Raw genomic sequence first — 25,512 nt, 5'->3', positions numbered from 1 at the left:
CCTCCCCTGCCCTCCGTGTCACTGAAGGCTGTCATGGTGGGGATGAACGGTCTACGCCGGAACGGTCGCGAGCCTCATCCGATGTTCGGACAGAGTTCTCACGCCCCGTCGTCGTTGGCCTCGTCTGCTTCCTTGCCCAGCCGGGCCTCGACCGCCTGCGGCTCGTACATCTCTTCGACGACGCGGAGGTAGAGCTCGTTGGGGTTCGGAAGGTGTTTGACCTCCCGCAACGCCTGTTCCTGACCCGCCGATTCCAGTACGAACGTGCCGTAGTTGAGGGTCCGCCCCAGGGGGGACTGTTCGTACTTCATGTCGGTGACCCGGGCCAACGGCATCATCGCGACGCGCCGGGTGATGATGCCATTGACCACCATCACCCGTTTGTTGGTCAGGATGAACCGGTCGTAGTACCAGTCCGCCACCTGCCAGGCCACCCAGCCCATCACGCCGAACCAGAGGATCACCGCGATCGAGGTCAACGCCCCGAAGTCCTGCTGCCCGGCCAGGAAACCCGAGAGGTAGCCCAGTACGAAGGTGGCGGCGATGCCGATCAACAGCGGGGTGGTCAGGTGGACCCAGTGCCGCTTCCACTCACCCCGATAGCGTTCGGTCGGGAAGAGGTAGCGGGCGACCAGGGAGGTCGGTTCGTCCTCCAGGGGGAGCACGCGGCGGGTGCCGGTCGGCATGCCCGAGGCATCCACCCGAAGGCCGGCCAGCTCGTCCTCGGAGATCTGCGGCGGGATGTCGTCGTCCGGGTCACGGACCCAGGCCCGGGTCCCGGAGCGGCGCTCCTCGCGGCCGTAGACATCGTCGTCGTCCGGATAGGAGGGACCGGCGTAGGACGGACCGTCGGTGTAGGAGAGTCCATCGTCGAAGTCCGGCCCGAGATCGGGGCGGGCACGTGGGATGGGCTCGGTGTCGCGTTCCCGGCGCCGACGTTCGGCTTCGTCGTCGGGCTCGGGGGGTTCGCCTGACGGATTACCCATGGGACGCTAGGCGACGAGGTTGGTGACGAACTCGCCGAAGCCCTGCGCGATGTCCACGATGCCGCCACCCAGCGACTTGAACACGTCAGCGGCGGAGTTGGGCCGGAACGCGATGAAGAAAATCAGGAAGGCGATTCCGCCCCAGGTGAGGACCTTCTTGACCATTGCGGGCCATCCTCTCCGTGCGGCGCCGGGTCCCGTACCGCAGCAGTACCCAGAGTATCAGTCAGATGTCGTTTGGTGAATCAACTGCTTCGCGCTCTCTGCCGTCACGGTCCGGGGATCAGACCTTTCCGTGGAGGTACGGAGAGGGCGCGCCGTACACGAGCTCGGGCGGCAACCACTCGGTCAGGTCGTGTAGGACGACCTCCGCCAAGAGGAGGTAACCCGCGCTCGCAGGCCAGGCTATCGCATAGAGCCACATTCCCCGAGCCTCGCCGGCGTACGCGCTTCGATCTGTCGGAGATTTTACTGCCCACATTGGAGTGGGATGGCCGCTGACCCGGACCTTCACGTGTGGCGGCTGTTCGGCGCGGCCGGGTATGGGATCGGTCATCGTGTCGATCAGGAGCACTCCCGGGTCGAGACCGGGGATACCCGCGTACCGGGTACCAAGACCGACCCCCGGCTCCTCGGCGACGAAGACGAAGTCGGCCGGGCCACCGCTCAGCGGGGCCGGGCCGCTACAGGCCACCACGGTTGCCCGTACGCCCGTACGGTCGTCGCCGGCCCAGGCCACCCCGGTCGTCGTCCAGCCCAGCGGCAGTGGCCAGGGGCACCAGAGCGGTACGGCCCGGCGCTGCGCCTCGACGGTCGACGCACCGTCTGGACGAGCGCCACCGTCGCTCGTCCTGGCGGCGTCGGCGTTCGTACGGGCGACGACGGTCGCCATGATCTCGGGGCCGATGTGGTCCGGCACGTGCAGCGGCGACACCGAGCCACAGGCGTCGCATCGCCAGTCGCTGTGCATCAGGTCCGGTGCCCGTACCGGGCCGCCGCACTGCGGGCAACTCACCGTGATCCCCACGAGACCAGAGTTCCCGGATCAGCGCCGCAGCGTCCAGCGAACCGGCCTTTTCGGTCACCTCTTTCCGGGATTGTCCCGAACATCAGATTTTGAAATTCCGGAGCGACCTGCCCGTTACCGCCCACGTAAGGCGCTTTCGCCGCTTGTGCGGCTAATTACCCCTGTTGCCCTATTCTCCATCCTCGGCTGGGGGCGGCCCCGCATGCGCGCGGATCCAGGCGTGCATCGCGATGCCGCTGGCCACTCCGGCGTTGATCGATCGGGTCGAGCCGTACTGCGCGATGGAGAAGAGCTGGTCACAGGCGGATCGGGCTGGTTCGGAAAGGCCGGGTCCCTCCTGACCGAAGAGCAGCACACACGCGCGAGGCAGGGTCACCGTCTCCAGCGGACGGGAACCGGGCAGGTTGTCGATCCCCACGATCGGCAGGTCGTGGGCGCGCGCCCAGTCCAGGAACGCCTCGATCGTCTCGTGGTGCCGTACGTGCTGGTAGCGATCGGTCACCATCGCGCCTCGCCGATTCCACCGGCGCCGGCCGACGATGTGCACCTCGGCGGCGAGAAAGGCGTTGGCGTTGCGCACGACGGTGCCGATGTTGAAGTCGTGCTGCCAGTTCTCGATCGCCACGTGGAACGTGTGCCGCCGCTGATCGAGGTCGTCGACGACCGCCTCCCGACGCCAGTACCGGTAGCGGTCGACCACGTTGCGCCGATCACCGTTGGCGAGCAGTTCCGGGTCGTAGCGCGGGTCGGTTGGCGGGTCGCCCTGCCAGGGCCCGACCCCGACCTCTTCAACAACCTCAGGGTTGTCCCGGACCATCGACGCCTCCACGGTCTGCAGAGCGTACGGCCCGTCGCCGGGACGACTCAGCCCAGGCCCAGCGCCGTTCCCAGATCGTCGAGGAACCGCCGGTCCGCCGGATCGACCGGGTCGGTGGTCGGCGAAACCGACCCGGTGGGACCGGTCGCCTGGCAGACCCGGGCCGCGACCGACTGCACCCACTGCCGGTACGCCGCCGAGTCGGCCGGATCGGCCCGTCTGGCCAGGATCCGCACCGCCGCCCGGCAGGCCTCGAAGAGTTCGGTGATGCTGGTGGCCGCACCCGCGTAGGTCGGCTCGCCCGGCGGTCCCGCGCTCCTCCCGGAGGGCCCGCCCCGATCGTCGTCCGATTCGGCGTAGATCTTGGCCACCACCGCCCGTACGAGTTCGCTGTCGAAGGCCCGACCGGCGGCGATGCCCTCCAGGCCGGCCAACCCTTCCCGCACGGTACGCCCCGGACGGTCGATCTCGGTGGAGAGTGCGGCGGTGATGACCCGACCCGGGAGTCGGGTGAGCAGCCGCCACTCGCTGGCCGGAAAAGTCGCCGTGTCCAGTGCACCGAGGCGGCTGCCGGTGGTGGGCGGCTCGCCGGAGGCGGAGTGGCTCATCGGACCTCCCGACCGCCAGCATATGTGTCCAGCGGCAGCCCGGGGGTTAGGAAGGGGCCCCTCCCTATGCAGAAAACGACAGGAAAGGGCCGTTCCTCACTTCGGCTCGGGGAAGCTGGGGCGTTCCGGGTCGACTCCGGGCGGCATCGCGTCGACGGCGTACGCGCGGGTCGGGACCATCACCCGGCGACGGAAGACGCAGACCAGCGTGCCGTCCTGCTTGTAGCCCCGGGTCTCCACGGACACCACCCCCCGGTCCGGCTTCGAGCTGGACTCCCGCTTGTCCAACACGGTGGTCTCGCCGTAGATCGTGTCCCCGTGGAAGGTGGGGGCCACGTGTCGCAGCGACTCGACCTCCAGGTTGGCGATCGCCTTGCCACTGACGTCCGACACGGACATGCCGAGTAGCAGGGAGTAGATGTAGTTGCCGACCACCACGTTGCGCTTGAAGTGACTCGACGTCTCCGCGTAGTGGGCGTCCATGTGCAACGGATGGTGATTCATGGTCAGCAGGCAGAAAAGGTGGTCGTCGTACTCGGTGACCGTCTTGCCCGGCCAGTGCCGGTACACCGCGCCGACCTCGAACTCCTCGTAGTAGCGCCCAAACTGCATCCTGGTGCCCTTCGACAGATGGCGATGGAGTACACCACAGCATGCCTTATCGACCGTTAAGTCAATACCGCAGGCGAGAAGCAGCCCAGGTTTGTCACATTGCTTGACTCGTGCCCGATCAGACCACTCCACGACGGCCAGGGGACCGGCTACCAGGCAGGTCATCCAGGGTCAGGACACCTGGACGAAATAGGATTCGAGCCGAACCGCGCCCCGAAACGAGCCTGGACGCAATGAACGGCGGGGCCCTCCCCGGCACCCGCCGCCCACGCTCTGATATCAGGATTCTGCCTGACCAGAACCGCGCAAAGAAAGGGGGCGGCAAGCAAAACCAGTCAGCGTTACCCCTTTGTAACGTTACTTAACGTAAGAGCTGATCTCGCCGTAACCGATCGTCACGAGAGAAATTCTCCCTAGTCGCCGAGCAATTGTCGGCAGCCGCCAGCCACCCAATCACCAACTCATGGGAGCGCTCTCACCACGGAACGGTGAGCGGCGACACGGCGTACCGCAGCACCCGCGTGAGCTAGGCCACAAACACCCGTCGATGGCGGCGGGAGCGCTGATCGGTCCGGGCTGGGCGTTTCAGTGCTGGATCGTCGGGAATTCCAGGGCCAACGCAGAGGTTTTCCCAGACGTAGATGATTCCCAGCGATCGGAGAGATCGATGGCTTCCGTTGAACTGACCACGGCCAACTTCGACGAGGTGACCGGCCAGGACGGCATCGTCCTCGTCGACTTCTGGGCAAGCTGGTGCGGCCCGTGCGTTCGGTTCGCCCCGATCTACGAACGCTCTTCGGAGAAGCACCAGGACATCGTCTTCGGCAAGGTCGACACCGAGGCCCAGCAGGAACTCGCGGCCAAGTTCGACGTCCGGTCGATTCCGACGATCATGGCGGTCCGAGACGGCATCATCGTCTTCGCCCAGCCGGGAGCCCTGCCCGAGTCCGCCCTGGAGTCCTTGATCGAGCAGGTCCGGGCCCTGGACATGGACGACGTCCGCAGGCAGCTCGCCAGCCAGAGTTGACAGCGACCGGGCCGAGGATCATCGGCGGTTCGCCCGGGCCGGCGGTTGACCCCGCGTGTCCGTCGCCGTTCCCTCGCTGCCCGTACCCGCCCCCGGCCGGACCTGACACGGGCCCGGCCGGGGGCGGTGTCGTCCGCCCGGAACCGCCGCTCGTCCAAAGCCACCATCGGCAACTGACTTGCCCTCGGACCGACGCGCGATGAACACGTTGACAGGTCGCGGCAGAGCCACCCGCGTGTGGGGGGCCGCAATAGGACTTGCTGTGCTGCTCGTCGGCACGGTCTGGGGACAGGACGATCACTTTCCGTTCGGCCCGTTCCGCATGTACTCCACCTCGAACCCACCGAACGCCCCGGCACCGGACACCCGTGTCGAGGGGGTCGACAGCACCGGCACGCTGATCGCCCTGGATCAGGGCAGCACCGGCATCCGGCGGGCTGAGATCGAGGGCCAGCAGGCCCGGTACGCGGCGGAACCGGCCCTGCTACGTCAACTGGCCGACGCGTACGCACGACGTCATCCCGAAGCGCCGGCGATGGTCGAGGTGCGCATCGTGATCCGCTGGTACGGCATCACCGCCGGCCGGCCGACCGGCAAGTTCACCGACGAGACCATCGTGTCGTGGCGAGCAGCATCCTGACCAGGGCCCGACGCTGGTCGGCCGCGGCCGGACGGTGGCTGACCGCCGCGGTTCCGCAAGGTCGGATCGCCGCCTTCCGCACCCTGGTCTACCTCTTCGTCGCCGCCGACCTCGTCATCTTCACCCCGTGGATACGCCACCACGGCGACACCGGGGCTGCGCTCTATCAGCCCCTGTTCATCGGGCGGCTGCTGCCGTTGCCGACCCCGACCCCGCTGCTGGTCGACACCATCTTCTGGGCGCTGCTGGCCTTCTCCCTCGTCGCCGCCACAGGTCGGGCACCGCGCGCTCTGGGCTGGCCGATCTTCCTGCTCTACTTCGAGTGGATGATCATCGCCATGAGCTGCGGAAAGGTGGACCACGACCGGTTCGCCTTCCTGATCGCGCTCGCGGTGCTGCCCACCGCCGGGCGGGCCCGGCACGGTGATGCGACCCGTACCGAGGCCGGTGGTTGGGCGCTGCGGGTCACCCAGATCGCCGTGGTCTGCACCTACTTCCTCGCCGCCTGGGCCAAGCTCCGCTTCGGTGGTCTGGAGTGGCTGACTGGTTCGGTGCTCGCCCGAGCAATCATCCGTCGCGGTACCGAACTCGCCGACCTGATCGCTCAGGTGCCCTACCTACTGATCGTCGCCCAGTTCGGGATCATCGCGTTCGAACTGTTGAGCCCAGCGGTGTTCCTGGTCTCCGAGCGGTGGCGGCGGGTGCTGGTGGCCTTCTTCTACTCGTTTCATCTGGTGACGGTCTCCACCATCACCATCTCGTTCGCCCCTCACCTGGTGGCGATGGCGAGCTTCCTGTCGCTGGAACGAATCCGCCCGATCCACTGGCTACGTCGGGCCGCCCGCTCCCCGACACGCGGATCCGGGGCCGAGCGGTTGACGTTGCTGTAGGCCACCCATGACGGGCAGCCCGCCGACGGCGTTACAGTCGCCGGGTGCGTACTCCTCAGCAGATCCTGGCCGATGCCCGGGTGATCGCCGTCGTCGGCGCGTCCCGTAACCCGGCGAAGGCGGCATATCGCGTACCGCAGGAGATGCAGCGGTACGGCTGGCGGATCATCCCGGTCAACCCGGAGGCCGACGAGCTGTTCGGCGAGAAGGTCTACCGCTCCCTGGCCGACATCCCGCACCCGGTCGACCTGGTCGACGTGTTCCGGCCGGCGGCGGACGCCGTGGCGGTGGTCCGGGACGCGGTTGCGATCGGCGCACCGGCGGTGTGGCTGCAACTGGGCATCGTCTCGCCCGAAGCGCGGCGTACCGCCGAGGAGGCCGGGGTCGACTACGTCGAGGACCGGTGCCTGGTGATCGAGCGAGCCGCCGGCAACCTCGCCCACCTTTCCTGACCCAGGTCAGCCCGCTGCCCGGACGGCTCGGGCACCCATCGCACGCAGATAGTCGACCAGTTCCGGCGGTTCGTGCACCTCGAACTCGCAACCGAGCATGACCAGCCGGAACGCCAACCATTCCAAGGTGTCGGTGTGGCTGTGCAGCCGGCAGCTGTGCTCGTCGATCGGTTCCACGTCCCCCGGCCCGTCACCCACCCGGCCGCTGACCTCGTCTGCCGGCGCGTACAGGGTGGCCACCGCCCGGTAGGTGGGGACGACACTGTAGAGCCGGCGGGTGACGTACTCGGCAGCGTCCGCAGCGGGCAGTTCGCGGGGTGGGGTCCGTACACCGGTGGGTTGTGGTTGTCCGATCCGGTCGACCCGGAAGGTCCGCCAATCGTTCCGATCGTTGTCGTAGGCCACCAGGTACCAGCGGCGGCTGGCCGCCACCAGGCGGTGCGGCTCCACCAGCCGCCGGCTCCCACCACCGTCGTTGTCCCGGTAGTCGAAGCGCAACCGCTCCCGGTTGGCGATCGCCGCCGCCAGCACGGTGAGGACCTCTGGATCGACCTTCGACCGGTCCCCGGTCGGCATCGGCACCGTCGCGGCGTTGAGGGTGCCGACGCGGTACCGCAGCCGGGACGGCAGGACCTGCTCCAGCTTCGCCAACGCCCGTACGGAGGACTCCTCGATGCCCGCCACCGCGTGCCCGGCCGCCGTCCGCAGGCCGACCGCGATCGCCACCGCCTCCTCGTCGTCGAGCAGCAGGGGCGGCATTGCCGTGCCGGCGACCAGCCGGTAGCCGCCGGTCGCGCCCATCGTGGCCCGCACCGGATAGCCGAGGTCACGCAACCGCTCGACGTCCCGCCGGATGGTCCGCAGGCTGACGGACAGCCGGTCGGCAAGCTCACCGCCCGGCCACTCGCGCGGAGTCTGCAACAGCGACAGCAGATTCAGCAGTCGCCCCGGGGTGTCGGTCATGACGCAAAGGATGCCAGTCATGTGTGACAGGAGCTGACCTACATCTTGTCTACCGTTCTCCACGTCGCACCGGATGGCGTTTCCACGCCCGATAGCGGCGACGACAGACGTACCCGAAGGAGAACCTGATGAACAGCGATATCCGCCCGTACCGGATCGAGATCCCGCAGGCCGACCTCGACGACCTGCGCGACCGGCTGGCTCGGGCCCGCTGGCCCCGCCAGCTCCCCGGTGCCGGGTGGAGCCGGGGTGTGCCGGTCGACTACCTCCGGAACCTGGCCGAGTACTGGGGCACCGGCTACGACTGGCGCGCGCAGGAGGACCGGCTGAACGAGTTCCCGCAGTTCATGACCGAGATCGACGGGCTGGACATCCACTTCCTGCACGTCCGCTCCCCCGAACCGGATGCGCTGCCGCTGATCCTGTCCCACGGCTGGCCGAACTCGATCGTCGAGTTCACCGAGCTGATCGGGCCGCTGACCGACCCCCGGGCCCACGGCGGTGACCCAGCTCAGGCATTCCACGTGGTGGCCCCCTCCATCCCCGGGTTCGGCTTTTCCTCGGCACCGACCGAGACCGGCATGAGCGTCGAGCGGGTGGCCCGGATCTGGGCCGAGTTGATGGCCCGGCTCGGCTACGACCGGTACGGCACCCAGGGCGGGGACCTTGGTGCCTACCTCGCTCCCGAGGTGGCCAAGGTTGCTCCAGAGCATGTGGTCGGGGTGCACATCAACGGTGGGTTCGGGTTTCCCACCGAGGCTGACGTGCCGGGGATGAGCGAGGCCGAGCGGGCCGACTACGCGCAGATGCAGGAATGGTCGACTGGCGGCCTCGACCACCACACGCTCCTGCGGGCCGCGCCGCAGACCTTCGCGTACGGCTGGAATGACTCTCCGGTCAGCCTGCTGGCTTGGCTGATGCACAAGTTCCAGGAGTTCTGCATCACCGTCGACCTGCCCGAGCAGGCCATCGACCGGGACCAGCTCCTCACCAACGCGACCCTGTACTGGCTGACCGGGACGGCCGGTAGCTCGTCCTGGTTCATGTACGACAACAGCGAGTTCTTCTGGCCACAGGGGCAGAACCTGGTGCCCAGTGGCGTCTACGGGGGCGGGCCGGCGCTGTTCAAGCGGCTCGCCGAGGAGCACAACAAGATCATCCACTGGCCGATGGACAACCAGGGCTGTGGCCACTTCGTCGCCATGGAGGTACCGACGCACCACGCCGCCGACATCCGGAGGTTCTTCGCCAAGCTCCGATGAGCTGGCTCGGTGGTGGTGGTGGTGGTGGGGAATCACCTGCCCCACCACCACCGGTCAGAGCTTGTACTCCTTGAGCAGGCCCCGAGAGATGATCGTCTTCTGGATCTCCGAAGTGCCCTCGCCGATGAGCAGGAACGGGGCCTCGCGCATCAGCCGCTCGATCTCGTACTCCTTGGAGTAGCCGTAGCCGCCGTGGATGCGGAACGACTCCTGGACGACCTCGGCGCAGTACTCGGAGGCGAGCAGCTTGGCCATGCCGGCCTCGACATCGTTGCGCGCTCCCGAGTCCTTGAGCCGGGCCGCGTTGACCATCAGCGCGTGGGCGGCCTCGATCTTCGTACCCATCTCGGCGAGCTTGAAGGCGATGGCCTGGTGCCTCGTCAGCGGCGCGCCGAAGGTCTGCCGCTGCTGGGCGTACGCGACGGCCAACTCGAAGGCGCGGATGGAGATGCCGCAGGCGCGGGCCGCCACGTTGACCCGGCCCACCTCGATGCCGTCCATCATCTGGTAGAAGCCCCGGCCGAGGCCCGCCTCGACCCCGCCGAGTACGGCCGAAGCCGGCACGGTCACCCCGTCGAGGATCATCTCGGTGGTCTCGACGCCCTTGTAGCCCATCTTCTCGATCCGGCCCGGGATGGTCAGCCCGGGAGCGGTCTCACCGAAGCCGGGCTCCTTCTCCACCAGGAAGGTCGTCATGTTGCCGTAGACCGAGTCGGCGCCGACGTCGGTACGCACCAGCGTGGCCACCACCGACGAGTACGCCCCGTTGGTCAGCCACATCTTCTGCCCGTTGAGCACGAAGTTGTCGCCGTCGCGTACCGCCCTGGACCGGATGGCGGAGACGTCGGAACCGCAGCCCGGCTCGGACATGGAGAACGCGCCGCGTACCTCGCCGGTGGCCATCCGGGGCAGCAGCGACCGCTTCTGCTCCTCGGAGCCGTGCCGGGAGATCAGGTACGCCACGATGAAGTGGGTGTTGACGATCCCGGAGATCGACATCCAGGCCCGGGAGAGTTCCTCTACGACCAGGGCGTACGTCAGCAGTGACTCCCCGAGACCGCCGTACTCCTCGTCGATGGTGAGCCCGAAGAGCCCCATCTCCCGCATGCCGTCGACGATCTCCGCGGGGTACTCGTCGGCCCGTTCCAGCCGCTGCGCATTGGGGATGATCTCCCGATCGGCGAACTCCCGTACGGTCTCCAGGATCGACCGTTGCACATCGGTCAGGCCGGGAGTCTGGGCGAGTCGGGCCATGTCAGCCTCCGAAGATTCACGGGCGTCGGTCGAAACGCAGACGACGTACCGACGAGTAACTGAACGCTCGATAAGTATCGCGGCGAGGGAGAGGACAGCCAAGGCGGCGAGTCCCGGCATCCGCTGTGAAAAGGTTCACGGCTGCCGGTAGCGTCCGGACAAGGAGGACGATAGTCATGACCTATCCACATCCGGATGAACCGCAAGATCCACAACGACCACCCGACCCATACGGGCAACAGCCGTCCGAGCCGGGTACTCCTCAGCCGCCGTACGGGCAGCCCGGTCAATCCGGCGAATACGGCCAGCCGGGCCAGTACGGCGGCCAGCACGGTGAACACGGGCAGCACGGTCAGCCCGGCCAGTACGGCGGCCAGCACGGGCAGCCCGGCGAATACGGTCAGCCCGGCCAGTACGGCGGCCAGCGCGGTGAATACGGGCAACACGGCCAGTACGGCCAGTACGGGCAGCCCGGCGGGCAGTACGGGCAGCCGGGCTATCCCCCGCCCGGTCCGGGGCAACACCGGGGCATGAACGTCCTGGCGATCCTGTCGCTGGTCTTCGCGTTCGTCTTCGCTCCGGCCGGCATCGCACTCGGGCACATCGCCCGCAAGCAAATCAAGCAGACCGGCGAGCAGGGCGACCAGCTGGCCTTCTGGGGCCTGATCCTCAGCTACATCTTCACCGCGTTGTATCTGGTCGCCTGCTGCGCCTGGGTGGTGCTGATCTTCTGGGCCGGCTCGGACAGCGGCACGACCTACTAGGGACGTCGGAGACCCAACTGGGATGTCTGGCTAGCGGAACTGCGCCTCGCGGACGCTGTTGCCGCCATCCACCACCAGCATCTGACCGGTGATGTAGGAGGCCGCCGGCGAGCAGAGGAAGGCGATGGCTGCAGCCACCTCATCCGGCGTACCCGGCCGTCCCACCGGGGTGCCGAGGCCCTGCTTCAACTCCGCCATCGTGGACGCCGCCGTGTAGATCGTGCCCGGGGCCACCGCGTTGACCGTCACGCCGTCGGCGACCATCTCCATCGCCAACGCCCTGGTCAACCCGACCACCCCCGCCTTGGCCGCCGCGTACGCCGCCTCGGTCGGTAACGCGTTGACCGGCCCCGCGGTCGCGGCGAGGTTGACGATCCGCCCCCAGCCGCGCTCGGCCATCCCACCGATGAACGCCCGACTACACAGAAACGCTGTGGTCAGATTGCGGTTGATCTCCGCTTGCCACTCCTCGAAGGAGAGCTGAGCGACCGGCCGCAGCACCTCCGGGCTCGCCCGGCTCGCCAGCCCGGCGTTGTTGACCAGCACCTCCACCTCGCCGAGCTGCTCGGCGATCGCATCGGCGAGTGCGCCCACCTCCGACTCGTCGGTGAGGTCCGCGACGAAGCCGGTCGCGCCCAGTTCGGTGGCCCGCTCGTGGATACGCCGGGTGGTCGAGACGATCGCCACCCGGGCTCCCAGGTCACGCAACCGGCGGGCGGTCGCGTACCCGATCCCGTCGGGGCTGCCGGCACCGGTAACCAGCGCCACCCGGCCGTCGAGCCGCATGGTGACCGGCTCCGGCTCGGGCACCGAAGCCTCGACGCCCATCGGGTCGACGCCGGACGGGACGGTGCGGTGGCGGCGGGCCAGCCCGGGGCGGGTCGCGTCCCGCCGAAGGCGGCTGACGGACCTGTCCCCGGCACGCGCATCGAATGCCATGCCGCGATCCTGCCCTCTTCCGCTGGTACGGGCAACGCACACTCCGCGAAACGGGGGCAGTGTCACTGGCAGTGAACGACTACCCTGGCGGCGCACCCCTCGCAGACGGAGATCCTTAAATGAGTTATCCGAACTGGAACGACCCGTCCCAGGGCACCCAGGAGCCCGCTGGCTACCCGGATCCGAACCAGCCGGTCAGCAAATACCCGGTCAGTGGCCAGCCGATCAGCGGATACCCGGTCAGTGGGCAGCCGGTCAACCCGGATGGCACCCCCGCTGGGGCCTATCCCGGGTACGGCTACCCGATGATCGCCGCCGCGCCGCCGACGAACGGGATGTCGATCGCCGCGCTGGTCGTGTCCATCGTCGGCATCCTCGGCCTCTGCGGCTATGGGCTCGGCGGTTACATCGGCATCATCGGCGCGATCCTCGGCCACGTCTCCCGACGGCAGATCCGGGAGAAGGGGGAGAGCGGCGACGGCATGGCACTGGCCGGGATCATCGTCGGCTGGATCGCGACCGCCATCGCGCTGATCGCCACCCTCGCCATCATCGGCTTCATCGTCTGGGCCGCCAACTACGAACCGACCACCGACTACGGCACCACTGACTGACCCGACCGTATTGAGGAGGTCCGGTGGAGACTCCAGAAGTTCCCCCGGGTTCCAGCACCAGTGGGTCACCCGCTGCGGACGGGCCAGGCGGATCGTTCCTGTCCCCCGGACCGCCGCCGTACCCGCCACCGCCCTATCCCCAGCCGCAGTTCGTCATACGCCGTCCGACGAACAACATGGCGATCGCCTCGTTGGTCGTCGCGCTGGCCAGCCTCTTCACCTGCACACTGCTCGGCGGAATCGCCGTCTACCTCGGCAACCGGAGCCGAGCCGAGATCCGTAACACCGGCGAGGAGGGCGACGGCCTGGCCCTGGCCGGGATCATCGTCGGCTGGATCGGGGTCGGACTGGGCGTGATCACGGCCCTGTTCCTGGTCGGCTATTTCGTACTCATGGGCACGCTCATCGCCGGCACGGCTGCCTCCGGCTAGCAGGCCTGACCGCGGCGTAGCGGGGCGCAGACGGAGCACAGCCGACACGCCCCGCTACGGAGCAGCCTATTCCTCGACGCTGAAGGTGCGGGTACGGACCATTCCGGCGGCCCGCCCCTTGGCCGCGATGACCAGCGCCATCTTGCGCGACGCCTCGTCGATCATCTCGTCGCCGAGCATCACCGCACCCAGCCGACCGCCCGCCTCGGAGGTGTAGTGCGTGTAGGCGTCGAGGATCAGTTCCGCGTGGTCGTAGTCGTCCTGGGTCGGTGAGTAGACCTCGTTGGCCGCCTCGATCTGGCCGGGGTGCAGCACCCACTTGCCGTCGAAGCCCAGGGCCGCCGAACGCTTCGCCACCTCCCGGAACCCGTCCACGTCGCGGATCTGCAGGAACGGCCCGTCGATGGCCTGCTTGTCGTACATCCGGGCGGCCATCAGGATCCGCATCAGGATGTAGTGGTAGGGGTCGCCCGGGTAGTCCGGAATCAATGCGCCGACCACCAGTGACTTCATGTTGATCGAAGCCATGAAGTCGGCGGGACCGAAGATGATCGTCTCCACCCGGGGCGACGCGGCGGCGATGGCATCCACGTTGACCAGGCCGGCGGCGTTCTCGATCTGTGCCTCGATGCCGATCCCACCCACCGGCAGCCCGAGCGTCTTCTCCAACTGGGTGAGGGTCAGGTCCAGCCACTCGACGTGCGCGGCCGTCTGCACCTTGGGGAGCATGACGCAGTCCAGGTTGGCCCCGGCCCCCTCGACCACCGCGATCACGTCCCGATAGGTCCAGGGCGTGGTCAGGTCGTTGACACGTACCACCCGGGTCTTGCCGGCCCAGTCCCCCTCGTTGAGCGCCGCGACGATGTTCTTGCGCGCCTCCGGCTTGGCCAGCGGGGCCACCGCGTCCTCCAGGTCCAGGAAGACCTGGTCGGCCGGGAGTCCCTGGGCCTTGCCGAGCATCTTCACGCTCGACCCGGGTACGGCCAGACAGGACCGGCGGGGGCGTCCGAGGTTGGCCATCGCAGGCTCCTTTCGTCGGCCGGACGCGCATCCCGGCCCAACTTAACGATCATAAGGTGGTTGTTACGCCACGGTAACCGCGCCGAGGGATGCGAGAGAACCAACCTGTGCAGGATTTCACTGCCCTCGACCACGGGGCAGACTGGCGTCCGGTGACAGCCGCGAGCCAGCCCGTGAAGGAGTGCCGCCGATGACCGGCTACCAGCAGGTTTCCACCTCCGTCGACGCCCGGTCGGCAGCGGTCGAGTTGAGCCGCTCCGCCGTACAGGCCCGGCTCGCCGCCTGCGGCCAGGTCGTCGGCCCGATCATCAGCACCTACTGGTGGGACGGCGAGGTGCAGGACGCCGAGGAGTGGCTGGTGCTGTTCAAGACGACCGAGGACCGGGCTGAGGCGTTGATCGAACACCTGCGCGCAGCCCACCCGTACGACGTACCGGAGGTGATCTGCACCTCGATCACCGGCGGCAATCCGGCTTACCTGACCTGGATCCAGCAGGAGACCCACCGCCAGCAGCCCAGGTCAGCGCCGTAATGTGTGCATCGGGCCGCCCCGGTCCGCAAGTTTCCCTCAAGTCTGGCTCTAACCGGTACCGCCGCGCGCATGCAACCGGCACCGTTTGGGAAACCCCCGAACGACCCTAGGAGCGTACGATGTCGGCCCACCTCGCCCTGGGCACCGCCCCGCCCGGCAACAGCACTCCCCCGACCCGGCTGGCCTGGTCGACGTTGGTCGACGCGTTCGAGCTGGCCTGCCTGCTGCGGTGCGCGTCGATGCCCGCGCGGCCCGCCATGACGCAGTACAGCCAGCGACCCCTCCCTCGGGCACTGGCCGGCGCACGGACCCTGGTCGAGTTCAGTCAGCCGACCGCTGCCGAACGAATGCGTCAGCTGATGGCCCGCCTGGAGATCCCGGTCGAGGAGGAGACGGTCACCGCCGGGTTGCGGCGGCGCTACACGGTGCACCGACTGGGAGTACCGGCGCGATGTCAGGCGGAGTACACCGCCACCATCGACCTGGCCTGGCGGCAGGCCCGAGAGGCGCTGCACAGCCCGATCACCGCCGGCACCTCGACCGTCCGGCAGCAGTGGCGCCCCCGGCTGGCCGCCGCCGCCTGGAGCGCGGTGCTGCTCGGCGCCGGCCGACACATCCACAAGCACATCCTCGGGGTACGGGTCAGCGACCAGGACCTCGCCGGGGTACTCGTCCGCAGCGCCCAACTGCTCGGCGCGACGGCCTCGCTGGACCGCCGATCCGGCTGCTTCCTGGTCAGCGTGCCGGCCGGAGTGGACAAGCGACGGATCATGCAGAACACCGCATACCGGTCCCCCCTGGTGACCTCCTCCTGACCCGCCGAGGACTGGTCCGCCGTTCGCACGGTATGCAGCGAGCGGCCAAGTAGGCGAGACTGGCGACGCCGTCCCCGACCGTCGCCGGAGTGTGTCGTACGTGATCCGTACCTCGCCGTGGCTGCGCACCGCCGCCGCCCTGCTCGCCACGACGGCGCTGCTGACGGCGACGGCACTGCTGACCACCGGCTGCCGCCCCACCGAGGCGGCTCCGATCGAGATCCGCATCGCGACCGGCAGCCCCACCGCGGTCTACTACGCCTTCGGGCAGTCACTGGCCACGATCCTCAACCGCGAACTGCCCAACGTACGGGCCAGTGTCCTGGTGACCGCCGCCTCGGCGCAGAACGTCACGATGGTCACCAACGGAACGGCAGAGTTGGGCTTCACCCAGGCCGACGTCCTGCCCATCACGCCGACCGGCGGCTACCAGGTGTCGTCCATGGCCCGGGTCTACGACGACCTGTTGCACCTGGTAACCCGGGCCGACGATCCGATCCACCAGCTGACGGACATCCGCGATCGTCGGGTCTCCGTGGGTGCTTCCGGTTCCGGCACCGAGGTCACCGCCAACCGCCTCCTCGCGGTCGCCGGGCTGACCGGCGTGATCCGTACCGAGAAGTTGGGGCTGGACGCCTCCGTGGCCGCGCTGCGCGCCGGAAGTATCGACGCCTTCTTCTTCTCCGGTGGCCTGCCGGTGAACGCCATCCACGAACTTGCCGCCGACACCCCGGTCCGGCTCGTCGACCTCAACGCGTACATCGAACCGCTGCGCAACGCCTACCGGGAGGTGTACGTCGCCCGCGACGTCCCCCGTTCGGTGTACGGGCTGGACCCGGTGACCACCATCGCCAACCCCAACTTCCTCATCGTCGGCCCGACCCTGCCGGAGAACCTGGTGTACGAGTTGACCCGGCTGCTGATGCAGCGCCGGGACGAACTGGCCGCCGCCCACCCGGCCGCCGCCCGGTTGAGCCCGCTGTCGGCGATCGCCACCGAGCCACTGCCGATGCACCCCGGTGCGGCCCGCTACTACCGATCCAACAAACCCTGACCTTCCGGTCCGGCAAGCCCCAGCCCCGGGCAGTGATCATTCGTCCTCGGGGGCCTGGAACCAAACGGTGGCGGCCAGCCCCTGCGGCTGCGCCGAACGCATGGTGAGCCGCCCGCCGGAGACGTCGACCAGCACCGCGACGATGGTCAGGCCGAGCCCCGCGCCGCTGACGTTCTGGGCGTCGGGAGCCCGCCAGAACCGCTCGGTCGCCTGGTGGAGCTGGTCGGCGGTCATCCCCCGCCCGGTGTCGCGTACGGTCACCGCCACGCCATCGTCGACCTGCGCCACGGTCACCTCGACCCGACCACCCGGCTCGGTGAACTTCACCGCGTTGTCGATCAGCGCGTCCAGTGTCTGGTCCACCGCTGTCGGCACGGTACGGGCCGGCATCGGGTGCTCCGGCACGACGACCTCCAGTGCGATGGACCGGTGGCGGGCCAGCGGCTGCCACGCGACGGCCCGGGACACCGCCACGGCACCGGCGTCCACCACCACCAGCCGGTCCCGGCCCCGTTCCGCCCTTGCCAACGTGAGCAGCCCGTCCAACACCTCGGCCAGCCGGTCGGTCTCCTCCAGCGCCAACTGGTGCTCGGTACGGCCGTACTCGTCGGTCAGGCTCGGCCCAAGCTCCTCCACCCGCAGCCGGAGCGCGGTGAGCGGGTTGCGCAGTTGGTGACTGGCGTGCGCGACGAAGGCCCGTTGCCGTTCCATCGCGTCGGAGACCACATCCGCCATGTCGTTGAAGCTCGCCGCCAGCCGCCGCAGCTCAGGTGGCCCGAGTTGGTGCTGCACCCGGGCGTCGCGGTCGCCGCCGGCGATCTCGTGCGTCACCGCGTCCAGCACGGTGACCGGCCGCAGCACCCACCCGGCCAGCCGGAACGCGGTCAGCACACAGGCCAGTACGGCCACCACCCCGACGCTGACCAGGACCAACCACCAGTTTCGCACCGTGTTGCGTACCCGGATGATCGGCGAGGAGATGACCACCGCCCCCAGCACCTCTCCACCGTCGGCGATCGGTACGGCCACCACCAGCGGTCCGGCGCTCCACGGCCAGACCGCCGCCGGCGCGGTGAACTGCTGCCCGGCGAGGGCGGCCCGGGCCGCTGGCTCGACCGGGGCGGCTGTGCCCGGGTAGTGCGCCGTGACCAGGACCGTCCGGTGTTCCCGGTCGACCACGGAGACGCCGATGGCGTACAACTCGTCGTAGCGCTCCAGCTCGGCACGGAGCGTCCCGACCGCACCGCTGCGCAGCGCCGGCCCGGAGAGGGAGGCGAACCGGGTCGCGTCGGCGAGCCGGTCGGCGCGTACCTGGTCGGTCTCCCGGTTGGCCAGGGTGATCGCCAACGGGGTCTCCAACGCGAGTAGCACCAGGACCATCAGCAGTAGATAGCTGGTGACCAAGCGTCGGCGCACCGCAGTTCCCGCTACTCGCCGCGCAGCCGGTAGCCGACCCCGCGTACCGTCTCCACCAGCCGGGGATCGCCCAGCTTGGCCCGGAGCGAGCCCACGTGCACCTCCACGGTGTGCCGGGCCGCCCAGGTGGTCTGCCAGACGTCCAACAGGATCCGGTCCCGGGGTACGACCAGTCCCGGCTGCCGGGCCAGGGAAACCAGGATGTCGAACTCCTTACGGGTCAACGTCACCGGCTCCCCGTCGACGGTGACCGTGCGGGCCGGCACGTCGATGCGGACCCGGCCGAGGTCGATGACGGTGTGCTGGGGCGCGGCGATCGCCGCGCGCCGTAGCACCGCCTCGATCCGAGCCTGTAACTCGACGATCGAGAACGGCTTCACCACGTAGTCGTCGGCGCCCATCCGCAGGCCGAGCACGCGCTCACGTTCCTCTCCCCGAGCGGTCACCACGATGATGCCGAGTTGGGCGCTGCGTTCCCGCAGTCTCCGGCACACCTCCATGCCGTCCCCGTCGGGCAGGGTCAGATCCAACAGCGCCAGATCGCAGGGGGCGGCAGCCAGGGCGGCAGCGGCGGTCGCCGCGTGTTCGATGTCGTAACCACGACGGGTCAACGCGGAGACCATCGCGGCGGCCACCCGGGTGTCATCCTCGACCAGCAGGATGCGCACCTGTCCTCCCCTCCCCCGTACACCGCAGTCATTGTGCCGGTTGTCCCCCCGATGGCGGCATCATCCGCTTCGTCGGCATCGCCATCCTCCGGCCAACCAGGAACAAGATCCCCGGTTGTCACTCGGGGACACGAGAAGATCGACATGCCGTTACGATCATTCGATCTCCGCCTCGGCAGCCCCTCACCCTCCGGAGGCCTGGTTCACCGTGCCCAGATATCGGGCTGTGTTGTTCGACTTCTTCGGCACCCTCACCTGCCCTGTGCAACGGGGCTGGCGGCACACCGCCGTCGCCGACGCCCTCGGCTGTTCCCGGGACACCCTGGTCGACATACTCGACCAGTCGTTCTACCAGCGGGCCACCGGGGCGATCGGCGACACCGAAGCCACCCTGCGCTGGGTCGCCGATCGGGCCGGGGTCCGCCCGTCGGCGGGGGCGTTGCGCGCGGCGGTCGCCGCGCGGTTCGCGGCTATCCACGCGGACACCCGGCTACGGAGTGACGCGGTGCCCGTGCTGCGCGCGCTCCGCCAGCGGGGCCTACGGATCGGGCTGGTCAGCGACTGTACGCACGAACTGCCGGTCTTCCTCCCCCGACTTCCGGTGGCACCGCTGCTCGACGCCCAGGTCCTCTCGGTACGACTCGGTGCCTGCAAACCCGATCCCGCTCTCTACCTGGCGGCCTGCGCCCGGTTGGCCGTACCCCCGTGGGAGTGCCTGTACGTCGGCGACGGCGGCAGCCAGGAACTGACCGGAGCAGCCCGAGCCGGGCTGGCGGCGGTCCGGCTGGCCGCCCCCGACCTCGGCGGGCATCTCGTCTTCAACTCCGACACCGGCTGGGACGGTCCGATGCTGACCTCGCTCAGCGAGGTGATCGAACTGGTCGACCACCCCCGGATCCCGACGGCCGGACCCCTCCTCCGACGGATCGTCGGGGGACCGTGGCCCACCTTCCTGGATCGTGGACTGCTCGCCCCGGAACACCGGTACGCCCGGGTCTAGCCCCGTCTGGTTGTCAGGGGCTTGCTGCCCGTCGCCGTCTCCGCCTGGCGGGGCGTTGGAGGGCTGCCCAGATAGGCGTCGAGCGCGGCGGCGCCCGCCAACATCGCCCGGCCCCGCGCCGTGAGTCGGTCGTGCCATTCCCGCAGCGTCGCCCGCAGGGGCTCCGGTCCGCCCGCTGTCCGTACCTGGTCCAACACCCGGGCGATCTGCGTCAGCCCGTACCCGCCCCGTCGCAACTGGTGGGCCAGCAACACGTCGCGCACGTCGGCGGAGGTGTAGACGCGGTAACCGGTGCGTGGATCGCGTCGGGGCACGATCAGCCCGGCCCGTTGCCATTTGCGCAACGTCGCCGGCCGGATACCGAGCCGGTGTGCCAACGGCCCAATGAACGTCACGCCCGGCTCCAGCTCACGCGGTGGCACCAGGTCGCGCAGCGCTCGTTCCACGGCCTCCAGCGTGCGCCGGTCGTCGGCCAGCTGTGCGTGGCTCTCGTCGATCAGCCGCAGCGCCTCCTCGACCGTTCCGCCGTTCACCGCCCGCATGATCGCCCCGGCGGCCGCGTGGCCGTGCGCGGGGATCAACGCCAGGAACGCCCGCAATGCCACCGCATGGCGCGGAGCGTAGACGCGGTAGGCGTGCGGCGAGCGTCCGGCCGGCGGCAGGATCCCTGCCTCCTCGTAGTTGCGCACCGCCTGCGTGGACAGGCCGTGCTCGCGCGCCAGATCGATGGGCCGCAACCGCATTTGAAGGTACGTCCTAACCGACAGCAGAAAATTCTGTCAAAGTTTACACCGAAGGTTCAACGATACGGTTGAATGCATGACCGCCCTGATCCGGGACGCTGCCCGTCCCTACACCGGTGAGGCCCTCACCGCGCTCCTGTCCCCCGCCACCCGCCTGCTCGGCCTCGGCGAGCCCACCCACGGCGTCGAAGCCTTTCCCGAGCTGCGCAACGAACTCTTTCGCCACCTCGTCGAACACGAGGGCTACCGCTCGATAACCCTGGAGAGCGACTGCCTGTCAGCCCTGATCGCCGACGCGTACGTCAACGACGGCATCGGGACCCTCGACGATGCGACGAGTCGGGGCTTCAGCCACGGCTTCAGCGCCATGCCCGCCAACCGCGAACTCCTGCGCTGGATGCGCGCCTACAACGAGCAGCGCCCCCCGCACGAGCGGCTCCGCTTCTACGGCTTCGACGGCCCCCTGGAGACTGCCGGCGCCGCCAGCCCCCGCCCGGCCCTGACCGCACTGCACGACCACCTCGCCGCCCACCTCGATCTGGCCTGGAGTCGCGAGACGCTCGACGAGCTAGTCGGCCCTGACGAACGCTGGACCAATCCGGCCGCCATGATGGATCCCGCCCGGTCCGTCGGCCGCACCCCCGAGGCCAAGAAGCTGCGCCTGATCGCCGACGACCTGCGCACGCTGCTCGCCGCGCACGCCCCCCACCTGACGGCCGCCACCTCCCCCGACGACTGGTGGCATGCCGACCTGCACGCCCGCACCGCCGCCGGGCTGCTGCGCTACCACGCCGGCATGGCCGACACCACGCCCACCCGCTTCGGCACGCTCGTGTGCCTGCGCGATGCGATGATGGCCGACAACCTCGACGCCATCGTCCGCCGCGAGGCCCGTCGCGGCCCCACCCTCGCCTTCGCCCACAACGCCCACCTGCAGCGTCACCGGAGTCAGATGCAGTTTGCCGACCAGCCGCTGCAGTGGTGGAGCGCGGGCGCCATCATCGCCACCCGTCTCGGTGACCAGTACGCCTTCGCCGCCACCACCTTCGGCAGCCGCGGCTCCGACGTCCCCCGTCCCGACACCCTCGAAGGGCTCCTGTCGACCCTCCCCCACGCCCGCAGCGTCGTTGATCCCGGCCGCCTCGCCGCCGGCATCGATCGCAAGCTGACGCCCCGTGTCCCGGCCGACCACACCTACTTTGCCCTCGATCCGGCCACCACCGACCAGATCGACGCCATCGTCTTCGTCAAGGACATCTGAGTCGCCTCCGGGGCCCGCTGGGATGTCGCCGGCATCGCGGTTACGGCAGGATGCAGAGGTGACTGAGGACGTGACCGAGCGGGCGACGTCGCCGCTGGTGGACGAGGCGATCAAGAAGGCAGCCGTGGCCTGGGTGGCGGTCGACGGCGGACCAGCACTCGCCCTCTGGTGCGTGCCAATCGACGGGGCGCTCTACTTCGTCAGCGGTCCCGGGGAGCAGTCCGCCCCGGGACTCGCCGAGGCGTCGAGTGCCATGGTGACCCTGCGCGGTGACCACGGCGGGCAAATCGTGACCTGGTCCGCCGAGGTGAGCCGGGTACGGCCCGACAGCGAGCAGTGGACGAGCATCGCTCCCCAGGTCGCCGCCAAGCGACTCAACGCCTCCGGCAGCGCGGCCGAACTGGTCGAACGGTGGGCGGACGGGTGCGCGCTCAGCCGGTTGGCCCCGGTGGGCGCTCCGGTGGCGGCCGGTGACTCGGTGCCCGACGGATCGCTCGCCGCCCCGCCCCGGCCGACCCCGGCGGCCCGACCGACCCGCAAGCCGTTCCGACTGCACCGGGTCCGCCGCCGCTGAGACGGGACTCACCCCGACCTTCCGGTGACCCGCAGGGTTGAGCCAGTCGATCACCGGGAACCAGGAGCCCGTGGACTGGTCAGCCGATGAACGGAGGAACGGCGATCTCGCCGTGCGCTATCGGCTGCACCGCACCGGCCACCGTGGCCCCGACCGCCACCCCGGCGGCGGCGGTCACCGTGCACTCCAGCCAGGACGGGCGCCCCATCTCCACGCCCTGCCGTACGCCGTACGCCGATCGGCCCTCCCCGGGCAGCAGCCCGCTCGCCACCAGCCAGACCCCGAGGCCGAGTGCGGCGGAACCAGTGGCCGGGTCCTCCGGCACCCCCAGTTCGAAGCCGAACACCCGGGCGTGCGCCACCCGCTCGTCGGGCAGCCAGGCGAAGACGCTCATCTGCCCCACACCCGACCGATGCGCTACCGCACTGTCGGGCCGTACCCGGGCGACCGCATCCGGGCGGACCAGCAGATAGGGAAACTCCAGCCCGCATCCGGCCAGCCGGGGCGGCGGGCCGACCAGGTCGTCGACGGTCAGCCCGACGACGGCAAGCAGGAGTTCCGGGTCCAGCTCCGGACCGAGGGTCGCCGTACCCCCGGTCAGGGTCGCCGCCTGACCGACGACCTCGATGGGCAGGAGGCCGGCACCGCACTCCTGGACGACCGTGCCGGGCAGCGTCCACCCGCCGAAGAGCCAGCCCCGCCGCGCGGCGGTCACCGCCGCACCGACGCTGGGATGCCCGGCGAACGGCAGTTCTCGCTCCGGGGTGAAGATCCGGGCCCGGTAGGTCGCAGCGGCGACCGTCGGAGGCAGGACGAACACGGTCTCCGACAGGTTGAACTCCCGGGCCAGCGCCTGCAACTGCCCGGTCGCCAACTCCTCGGCACCGAAGACCACCGCGAGGGGGTTACCCGCGAACGGTCGGTCGGTGAAGACGTCCACGATCTCGTAAGCCAACGTCGACATGGTGATAAACCTAGGCCACCTAGGCTTGAACCGTGACCATGCCCACCCGGGTCTACATCGCCCGGCTCGCCGGCCTCACCGTGTTCGACCCCAACGGTGACCAGGTGGGCCGGGTCCGCGACGCGGTGGCGCGGCTACGCGGCGCGGCCAATTCCCCCCAGGTCGTCGGACTGGTCGCGGAGATGCCCCTGCGTCGACGGATCTTTCTGTCCATCAACCGGATCACCTCGATCGACTCCGAGGCGGTGGTACTGGGCAGCGGCACGCTCAACCTGCGCCGTTTCGAGAAGCGCCCCAACGAACTGCTGGTCCTCGAAGAGCTACTCGACCGACGGGTACGGATCGAGTCGACCGGTGGCACCGGTGTCGTCGTCGACGTGGCGATGGAGTCCAGTCGTAGCGGCGAATGGTCCCTGACCCGGGTGGCCGTACGGGAACAGACCGGCCGGCTCACCCGCCGAGGCCAACTGCACCAGTTGGATTGGGAGATGGCTCCGGGCCTGACCGGGGCGTCCGAGGCCCGGGGTACGGCCAACCTGCTGGCGGTACTGGAGGACATGCGACCGGCGGACCTGGCCAACGCGTTGCAGGAGTTGTCCGACACCCGCCGCAACGAGGTGGCCGCCGCCCTGGACGACGCCCGCCTCGCCGACGTCCTCGGCGAGTTACCGGAGCACGACCAGGTGGAGATCCTCACCGCGCTGGGCCGGGAACGGGCCGCCGACGTTCTGGAGGAGATGGACCCGGACGACGCGGCCGACCTGCTCAGCGAGTTGCCGCTGCCGGAGCGGGACGTACTGCTCGACCTGATGCAGCCGGACGAGGCGGACCCGGTCCGGCAACTGCTCAAGTACAAGCCGGGTACGGCCGGCAGTGTGATGACCTCCGAACCGGTGATCCTGCCCCCGGACGCCACGGTCGCCGAGGCGCTGGCCCGGATTCGAGAGCCGCAGCTCTCCCCGGCGGTCGCGGCCCAGGTCTTCGTGGTCCGCGCCCCGATGGCCACCCCCACCGGCCGCTACCTCGGCATCGTGCACTTCCAGCGGCTGCTGCGGGAGCCCCCGGCCGAACTGCTCGGTGCCATGGTGGTCAACGATCTCGACCCGCTCCAGCCGGGCACCCCGCTGCCGGAGATCACCCGCCGGATGGCGATGTACGACCTGGTGGCGATGCCGGTCGTGGACACCAACAACCGGCTGGTCGGCGCGGTCACCGTCGACGACGTACTCGATCAGTCGCTGCCTCGGGACTGGCGGGACCGGACCGGTGACGACGACCAGTCGGGCGGGGGGACGACCCCGGGCCAGGCCCCCGGGGCCGGACCGACGGGCGGCCCCGATGGCTGAGCCGCGCCGGATGGAACGTCTCGACCAGCCCCGGGAGCCGCGCCGGATCAGGCTGCCCCGGTTCGACCCGGAGGCTTTCGGCCGCTGGTCGGAGGGGATCGCCCGGTACATGGGCACCGCGAAGTTCATCGTCTACATGAGCATCGTGATCCTGGCCTGGTTGGGGTGGAACACGTTGGCTCCGGCGCACTGGCGCTTCGACCCGTACACCTTCACCTTCCTGACCCTGGTGCTCTCCCTCCAGGCCTCCTACGCGGCACCGTTGATCCTGCTGGCACAGAACCGGCAGGCCGACCGGGACCGCGTCGCGGCGGAGGAGGACCGGCGGCGGGCGACCCTGCAGAAGGCGGACACCGAGTATCTGACCCGGGAGATCGCCGCGCTTCGGATCGCGCTCGGCGAGGTGGCCACCCGCGACTTCGTCCGTTCGGAGCTGTCCCGGCTCGCCGAGGAACTCGACGAGCAGGCCCAGCGTCGACAGCGGCTCGACCGGCGGAAGCTGCGGGCGGGTCAGACAACGGGGCGTACGGAGACCGGGACCGGTCAGACGAGGAGGCGTACGGAGACCGGGGCGGACCCGATCGACGAGCCGCGAGACGAGGTCGACGGCGACCCACCGCCGGTGTGACCTTGGCTACCCGAGAGAAGTCGCCGCGCGCCTCAAGGGGCCAGGCGCGCGGCGATCCTGAACGATCGTCGCACCCCCCTGGTACGGCGTCCAGCCTCAAATCAGCACCCCCAGCTGCCTACGCAGATCGGACAGACTACTTACGAACGGCCACCTCCTACTCAACGGCAGCGGAAGCGGGCACCGTGCCGGGCCGGGAGGGTCG

Annotated in this window: 30 protein-coding genes; 16 read left to right on the top strand and 14 right to left on the bottom strand. The window is 69.3% G+C overall.

Annotation, left to right across the window (positions count from 1 at the left end):
- Positions 1–98: 98 nt before the first annotated feature.
- From FHR38_RS17485 to FHR38_RS17460, 6 genes are all read right to left on the bottom strand, one after another.
- Entirely contained in the window at positions 99–986 is an 888-nt protein-coding gene (locus tag FHR38_RS17485; protein WP_184535680.1) for a PH domain-containing protein, read from the bottom strand.
- 6 nt (positions 987–992) lie between these two features.
- A complete protein-coding gene (locus tag FHR38_RS17480) occupies positions 993–1,151 on the bottom strand; it encodes a hypothetical protein (RefSeq protein WP_184535679.1) in 159 nt (52 codons plus the stop codon).
- Between the two features lie 118 nt (positions 1,152–1,269).
- Positions 1,270–2,013: a DUF6758 family protein gene (locus tag FHR38_RS17475; protein ID WP_312882226.1), complete on the bottom strand. Its 744-nt coding sequence runs from the start codon at positions 2,011–2,013 to the stop codon at positions 1,270–1,272.
- A 169-nt stretch (positions 2,014–2,182) separates the two neighbouring features.
- Entirely contained in the window at positions 2,183–2,830 is a 648-nt protein-coding gene (locus tag FHR38_RS17470; RefSeq protein ID WP_184539796.1) for a TrmH family RNA methyltransferase, read from the bottom strand.
- Between the two features lie 47 nt (positions 2,831–2,877).
- On the bottom strand, positions 2,878–3,438 hold the full coding sequence (locus FHR38_RS17465; RefSeq protein WP_184535678.1) for a hypothetical protein: 561 nt from the start codon (positions 3,436–3,438) through the stop codon (positions 2,878–2,880).
- A gap of 96 nt (positions 3,439–3,534) precedes the next feature.
- Entirely contained in the window at positions 3,535–4,068 is a 534-nt protein-coding gene (locus FHR38_RS17460) for a MaoC family dehydratase (protein WP_376771485.1), read from the bottom strand.
- A gap of 649 nt (positions 4,069–4,717) precedes the next feature.
- On the opposite strand from FHR38_RS17460, the gene trxA reads away from it, so the two are divergent.
- From trxA to FHR38_RS17440, 4 genes are all read left to right on the top strand, one after another.
- Positions 4,718–5,077: a thioredoxin gene (gene trxA / locus FHR38_RS17455; RefSeq protein ID WP_184535676.1), complete on the top strand. Its 360-nt coding sequence runs from the start codon at positions 4,718–4,720 to the stop codon at positions 5,075–5,077.
- A 262-nt stretch (positions 5,078–5,339) separates the two neighbouring features.
- Positions 5,340–5,717: a hypothetical protein gene (locus FHR38_RS17450; protein WP_312882225.1), complete on the top strand. Its 378-nt coding sequence runs from the start codon at positions 5,340–5,342 to the stop codon at positions 5,715–5,717.
- Positions 5,699–6,607 carry an HTTM domain-containing protein gene (locus FHR38_RS17445; RefSeq protein WP_312882224.1) on the top strand — a complete coding sequence of 303 codons (909 nt, stop codon included), beginning with the start codon at positions 5,699–5,701 and terminating at the stop codon, positions 6,605–6,607. Before FHR38_RS17450 ends, FHR38_RS17445 begins: the two co-directional genes overlap by 19 nt.
- A gap of 44 nt (positions 6,608–6,651) precedes the next feature.
- Complete coding sequence (locus tag FHR38_RS17440; RefSeq protein ID WP_184535674.1) at positions 6,652–7,059, top strand: CoA-binding protein; 408 nt, start codon at positions 6,652–6,654, stop codon at positions 7,057–7,059.
- A gap of 6 nt (positions 7,060–7,065) precedes the next feature.
- On the opposite strand, the gene FHR38_RS17435 is transcribed toward FHR38_RS17440, so the two are convergent.
- Positions 7,066–8,022 carry a helix-turn-helix transcriptional regulator gene (locus tag FHR38_RS17435; protein WP_184535673.1) on the bottom strand — a complete coding sequence of 319 codons (957 nt, stop codon included), beginning with the start codon at positions 8,020–8,022 and terminating at the stop codon, positions 7,066–7,068.
- 128 nt (positions 8,023–8,150) lie between these two features.
- On the opposite strand from FHR38_RS17435, the gene FHR38_RS17430 reads away from it, so the two are divergent.
- A complete protein-coding gene (locus FHR38_RS17430) occupies positions 8,151–9,284 on the top strand; it encodes an epoxide hydrolase family protein (RefSeq protein ID WP_184535672.1) in 1,134 nt (377 codons plus the stop codon).
- 54 nt (positions 9,285–9,338) lie between these two features.
- On the opposite strand, the gene FHR38_RS17425 is transcribed toward FHR38_RS17430, so the two are convergent.
- Positions 9,339–10,538, bottom strand: a complete 1,200-nt coding sequence (locus FHR38_RS17425) for an acyl-CoA dehydrogenase family protein (protein ID WP_184535671.1) — start codon at positions 10,536–10,538, stop codon at positions 9,339–9,341.
- Between the two features lie 176 nt (positions 10,539–10,714).
- Between FHR38_RS17425 and FHR38_RS17420 the strand changes: the two genes are divergently transcribed.
- Complete coding sequence (locus tag FHR38_RS17420) at positions 10,715–11,302, top strand: DUF4190 domain-containing protein (protein ID WP_184535670.1); 588 nt, start codon at positions 10,715–10,717, stop codon at positions 11,300–11,302.
- Between the two features lie 30 nt (positions 11,303–11,332).
- On the opposite strand, the gene FHR38_RS17415 is transcribed toward FHR38_RS17420, so the two are convergent.
- Positions 11,333–12,172 carry an SDR family NAD(P)-dependent oxidoreductase gene (locus FHR38_RS17415; protein ID WP_376771484.1) on the bottom strand — a complete coding sequence of 280 codons (840 nt, stop codon included), beginning with the start codon at positions 12,170–12,172 and terminating at the stop codon, positions 11,333–11,335.
- Between the two features lie 188 nt (positions 12,173–12,360).
- Here FHR38_RS17415 and FHR38_RS17410 point away from each other — a divergent pair, with 188 nt between their 5' ends.
- Both FHR38_RS17410 and FHR38_RS33250 read left to right on the top strand, forming a co-directional pair.
- Positions 12,361–12,855, top strand: a complete 495-nt coding sequence (locus FHR38_RS17410; RefSeq protein ID WP_184535668.1) for a DUF4190 domain-containing protein — start codon at positions 12,361–12,363, stop codon at positions 12,853–12,855.
- Between the two features lie 23 nt (positions 12,856–12,878).
- Positions 12,879–13,286 carry a DUF4190 domain-containing protein gene (locus FHR38_RS33250; RefSeq protein WP_184535667.1) on the top strand — a complete coding sequence of 136 codons (408 nt, stop codon included), beginning with the start codon at positions 12,879–12,881 and terminating at the stop codon, positions 13,284–13,286.
- Between the two features lie 66 nt (positions 13,287–13,352).
- Here the strand turns inward: FHR38_RS33250 and FHR38_RS17400 are convergent, their stop codons facing one another.
- Entirely contained in the window at positions 13,353–14,306 is a 954-nt protein-coding gene (locus FHR38_RS17400) for an HpcH/HpaI aldolase/citrate lyase family protein (RefSeq protein ID WP_184535666.1), read from the bottom strand.
- A gap of 190 nt (positions 14,307–14,496) precedes the next feature.
- Here FHR38_RS17400 and cutA point away from each other — a divergent pair, with 190 nt between their 5' ends.
- The 3 genes from cutA (at position 14,497) to FHR38_RS17385 (ending at position 16,707) form a co-directional block, all read left to right on the top strand.
- Complete coding sequence (gene cutA, locus FHR38_RS17395) at positions 14,497–14,838, top strand: divalent-cation tolerance protein CutA (RefSeq protein ID WP_184535665.1); 342 nt, start codon at positions 14,497–14,499, stop codon at positions 14,836–14,838.
- Between the two features lie 119 nt (positions 14,839–14,957).
- Complete coding sequence (locus FHR38_RS17390; RefSeq protein WP_184535664.1) at positions 14,958–15,653, top strand: hypothetical protein; 696 nt, start codon at positions 14,958–14,960, stop codon at positions 15,651–15,653.
- 103 nt (positions 15,654–15,756) lie between these two features.
- Positions 15,757–16,707 (top strand): TAXI family TRAP transporter solute-binding subunit, encoded by a 951-nt coding sequence (locus FHR38_RS17385; RefSeq protein WP_376771483.1) that lies wholly within the window; start codon positions 15,757–15,759, stop codon positions 16,705–16,707.
- 36 nt (positions 16,708–16,743) lie between these two features.
- Here FHR38_RS17385 and FHR38_RS17380 read toward each other — a convergent pair whose 3' ends face one another.
- Positions 16,744–18,123: a sensor histidine kinase gene (locus tag FHR38_RS17380; protein WP_184535662.1), complete on the bottom strand. Its 1,380-nt coding sequence runs from the start codon at positions 18,121–18,123 to the stop codon at positions 16,744–16,746.
- An 11-nt stretch (positions 18,124–18,134) separates the two neighbouring features.
- A complete protein-coding gene (locus FHR38_RS17375; RefSeq protein WP_184535661.1) occupies positions 18,135–18,791 on the bottom strand; it encodes a response regulator transcription factor in 657 nt (218 codons plus the stop codon).
- A 208-nt stretch (positions 18,792–18,999) separates the two neighbouring features.
- On the opposite strand from FHR38_RS17375, the gene FHR38_RS17370 reads away from it, so the two are divergent.
- A complete protein-coding gene (locus FHR38_RS17370) occupies positions 19,000–19,791 on the top strand; it encodes an HAD family hydrolase (protein WP_184535660.1) in 792 nt (263 codons plus the stop codon).
- Here FHR38_RS17370 and FHR38_RS17365 read toward each other — a convergent pair.
- A complete protein-coding gene (locus FHR38_RS17365) occupies positions 19,788–20,534 on the bottom strand; it encodes a TioE family transcriptional regulator (RefSeq protein ID WP_184535659.1) in 747 nt (248 codons plus the stop codon). The two genes, FHR38_RS17370 and FHR38_RS17365, sit on opposite strands and share 4 nt — an antisense overlap.
- 76 nt (positions 20,535–20,610) lie before the next feature.
- Between FHR38_RS17365 and FHR38_RS17360 the strand changes: the two genes are divergently transcribed.
- Positions 20,611–21,795, top strand: a complete 1,185-nt coding sequence (locus FHR38_RS17360) for an erythromycin esterase family protein (protein WP_184535658.1) — start codon at positions 20,611–20,613, stop codon at positions 21,793–21,795.
- A 22-nt stretch (positions 21,796–21,817) separates the two neighbouring features.
- On the top strand, positions 21,818–22,369 hold the full coding sequence (locus tag FHR38_RS17355) for a hypothetical protein (protein WP_184535657.1): 552 nt from the start codon (positions 21,818–21,820) through the stop codon (positions 22,367–22,369).
- Positions 22,370–22,448: 79 nt separating this feature from the next.
- On the opposite strand, the gene FHR38_RS17350 is transcribed toward FHR38_RS17355, so the two are convergent.
- Positions 22,449–23,333, bottom strand: a complete 885-nt coding sequence (locus tag FHR38_RS17350) for a PhzF family protein (protein WP_184535656.1) — start codon at positions 23,331–23,333, stop codon at positions 22,449–22,451.
- Between the two features lie 32 nt (positions 23,334–23,365).
- Here FHR38_RS17350 and FHR38_RS17345 point away from each other — a divergent pair, with 32 nt between their 5' ends.
- Both FHR38_RS17345 and FHR38_RS17340 read left to right on the top strand, forming a co-directional pair.
- Complete coding sequence (locus FHR38_RS17345; RefSeq protein ID WP_184535655.1) at positions 23,366–24,679, top strand: magnesium transporter MgtE N-terminal domain-containing protein; 1,314 nt, start codon at positions 23,366–23,368, stop codon at positions 24,677–24,679.
- The gene (locus FHR38_RS17340; RefSeq protein WP_184535654.1) at positions 24,672–25,307 is read left to right on the top strand and encodes a DUF1003 domain-containing protein; all 636 of its coding nucleotides are present in this window, start codon (positions 24,672–24,674) and stop codon (positions 25,305–25,307) included. The genes FHR38_RS17345 and FHR38_RS17340 overlap by 8 nt, the downstream gene beginning before the upstream one ends.
- The last annotated feature ends 205 nt before the right edge of the window (positions 25,308–25,512 follow it).

The organism is Micromonospora polyrhachis (genome assembly GCF_014203835.1).
In the GTDB taxonomy this organism is placed as follows: domain Bacteria; phylum Actinomycetota; class Actinomycetes; order Mycobacteriales; family Micromonosporaceae; genus Micromonospora_H; species Micromonospora_H polyrhachis.
The sequence above is the reverse complement of the archived record's forward strand: the minus strand, read 5'-3'. Positions and strand labels throughout refer to the sequence as shown.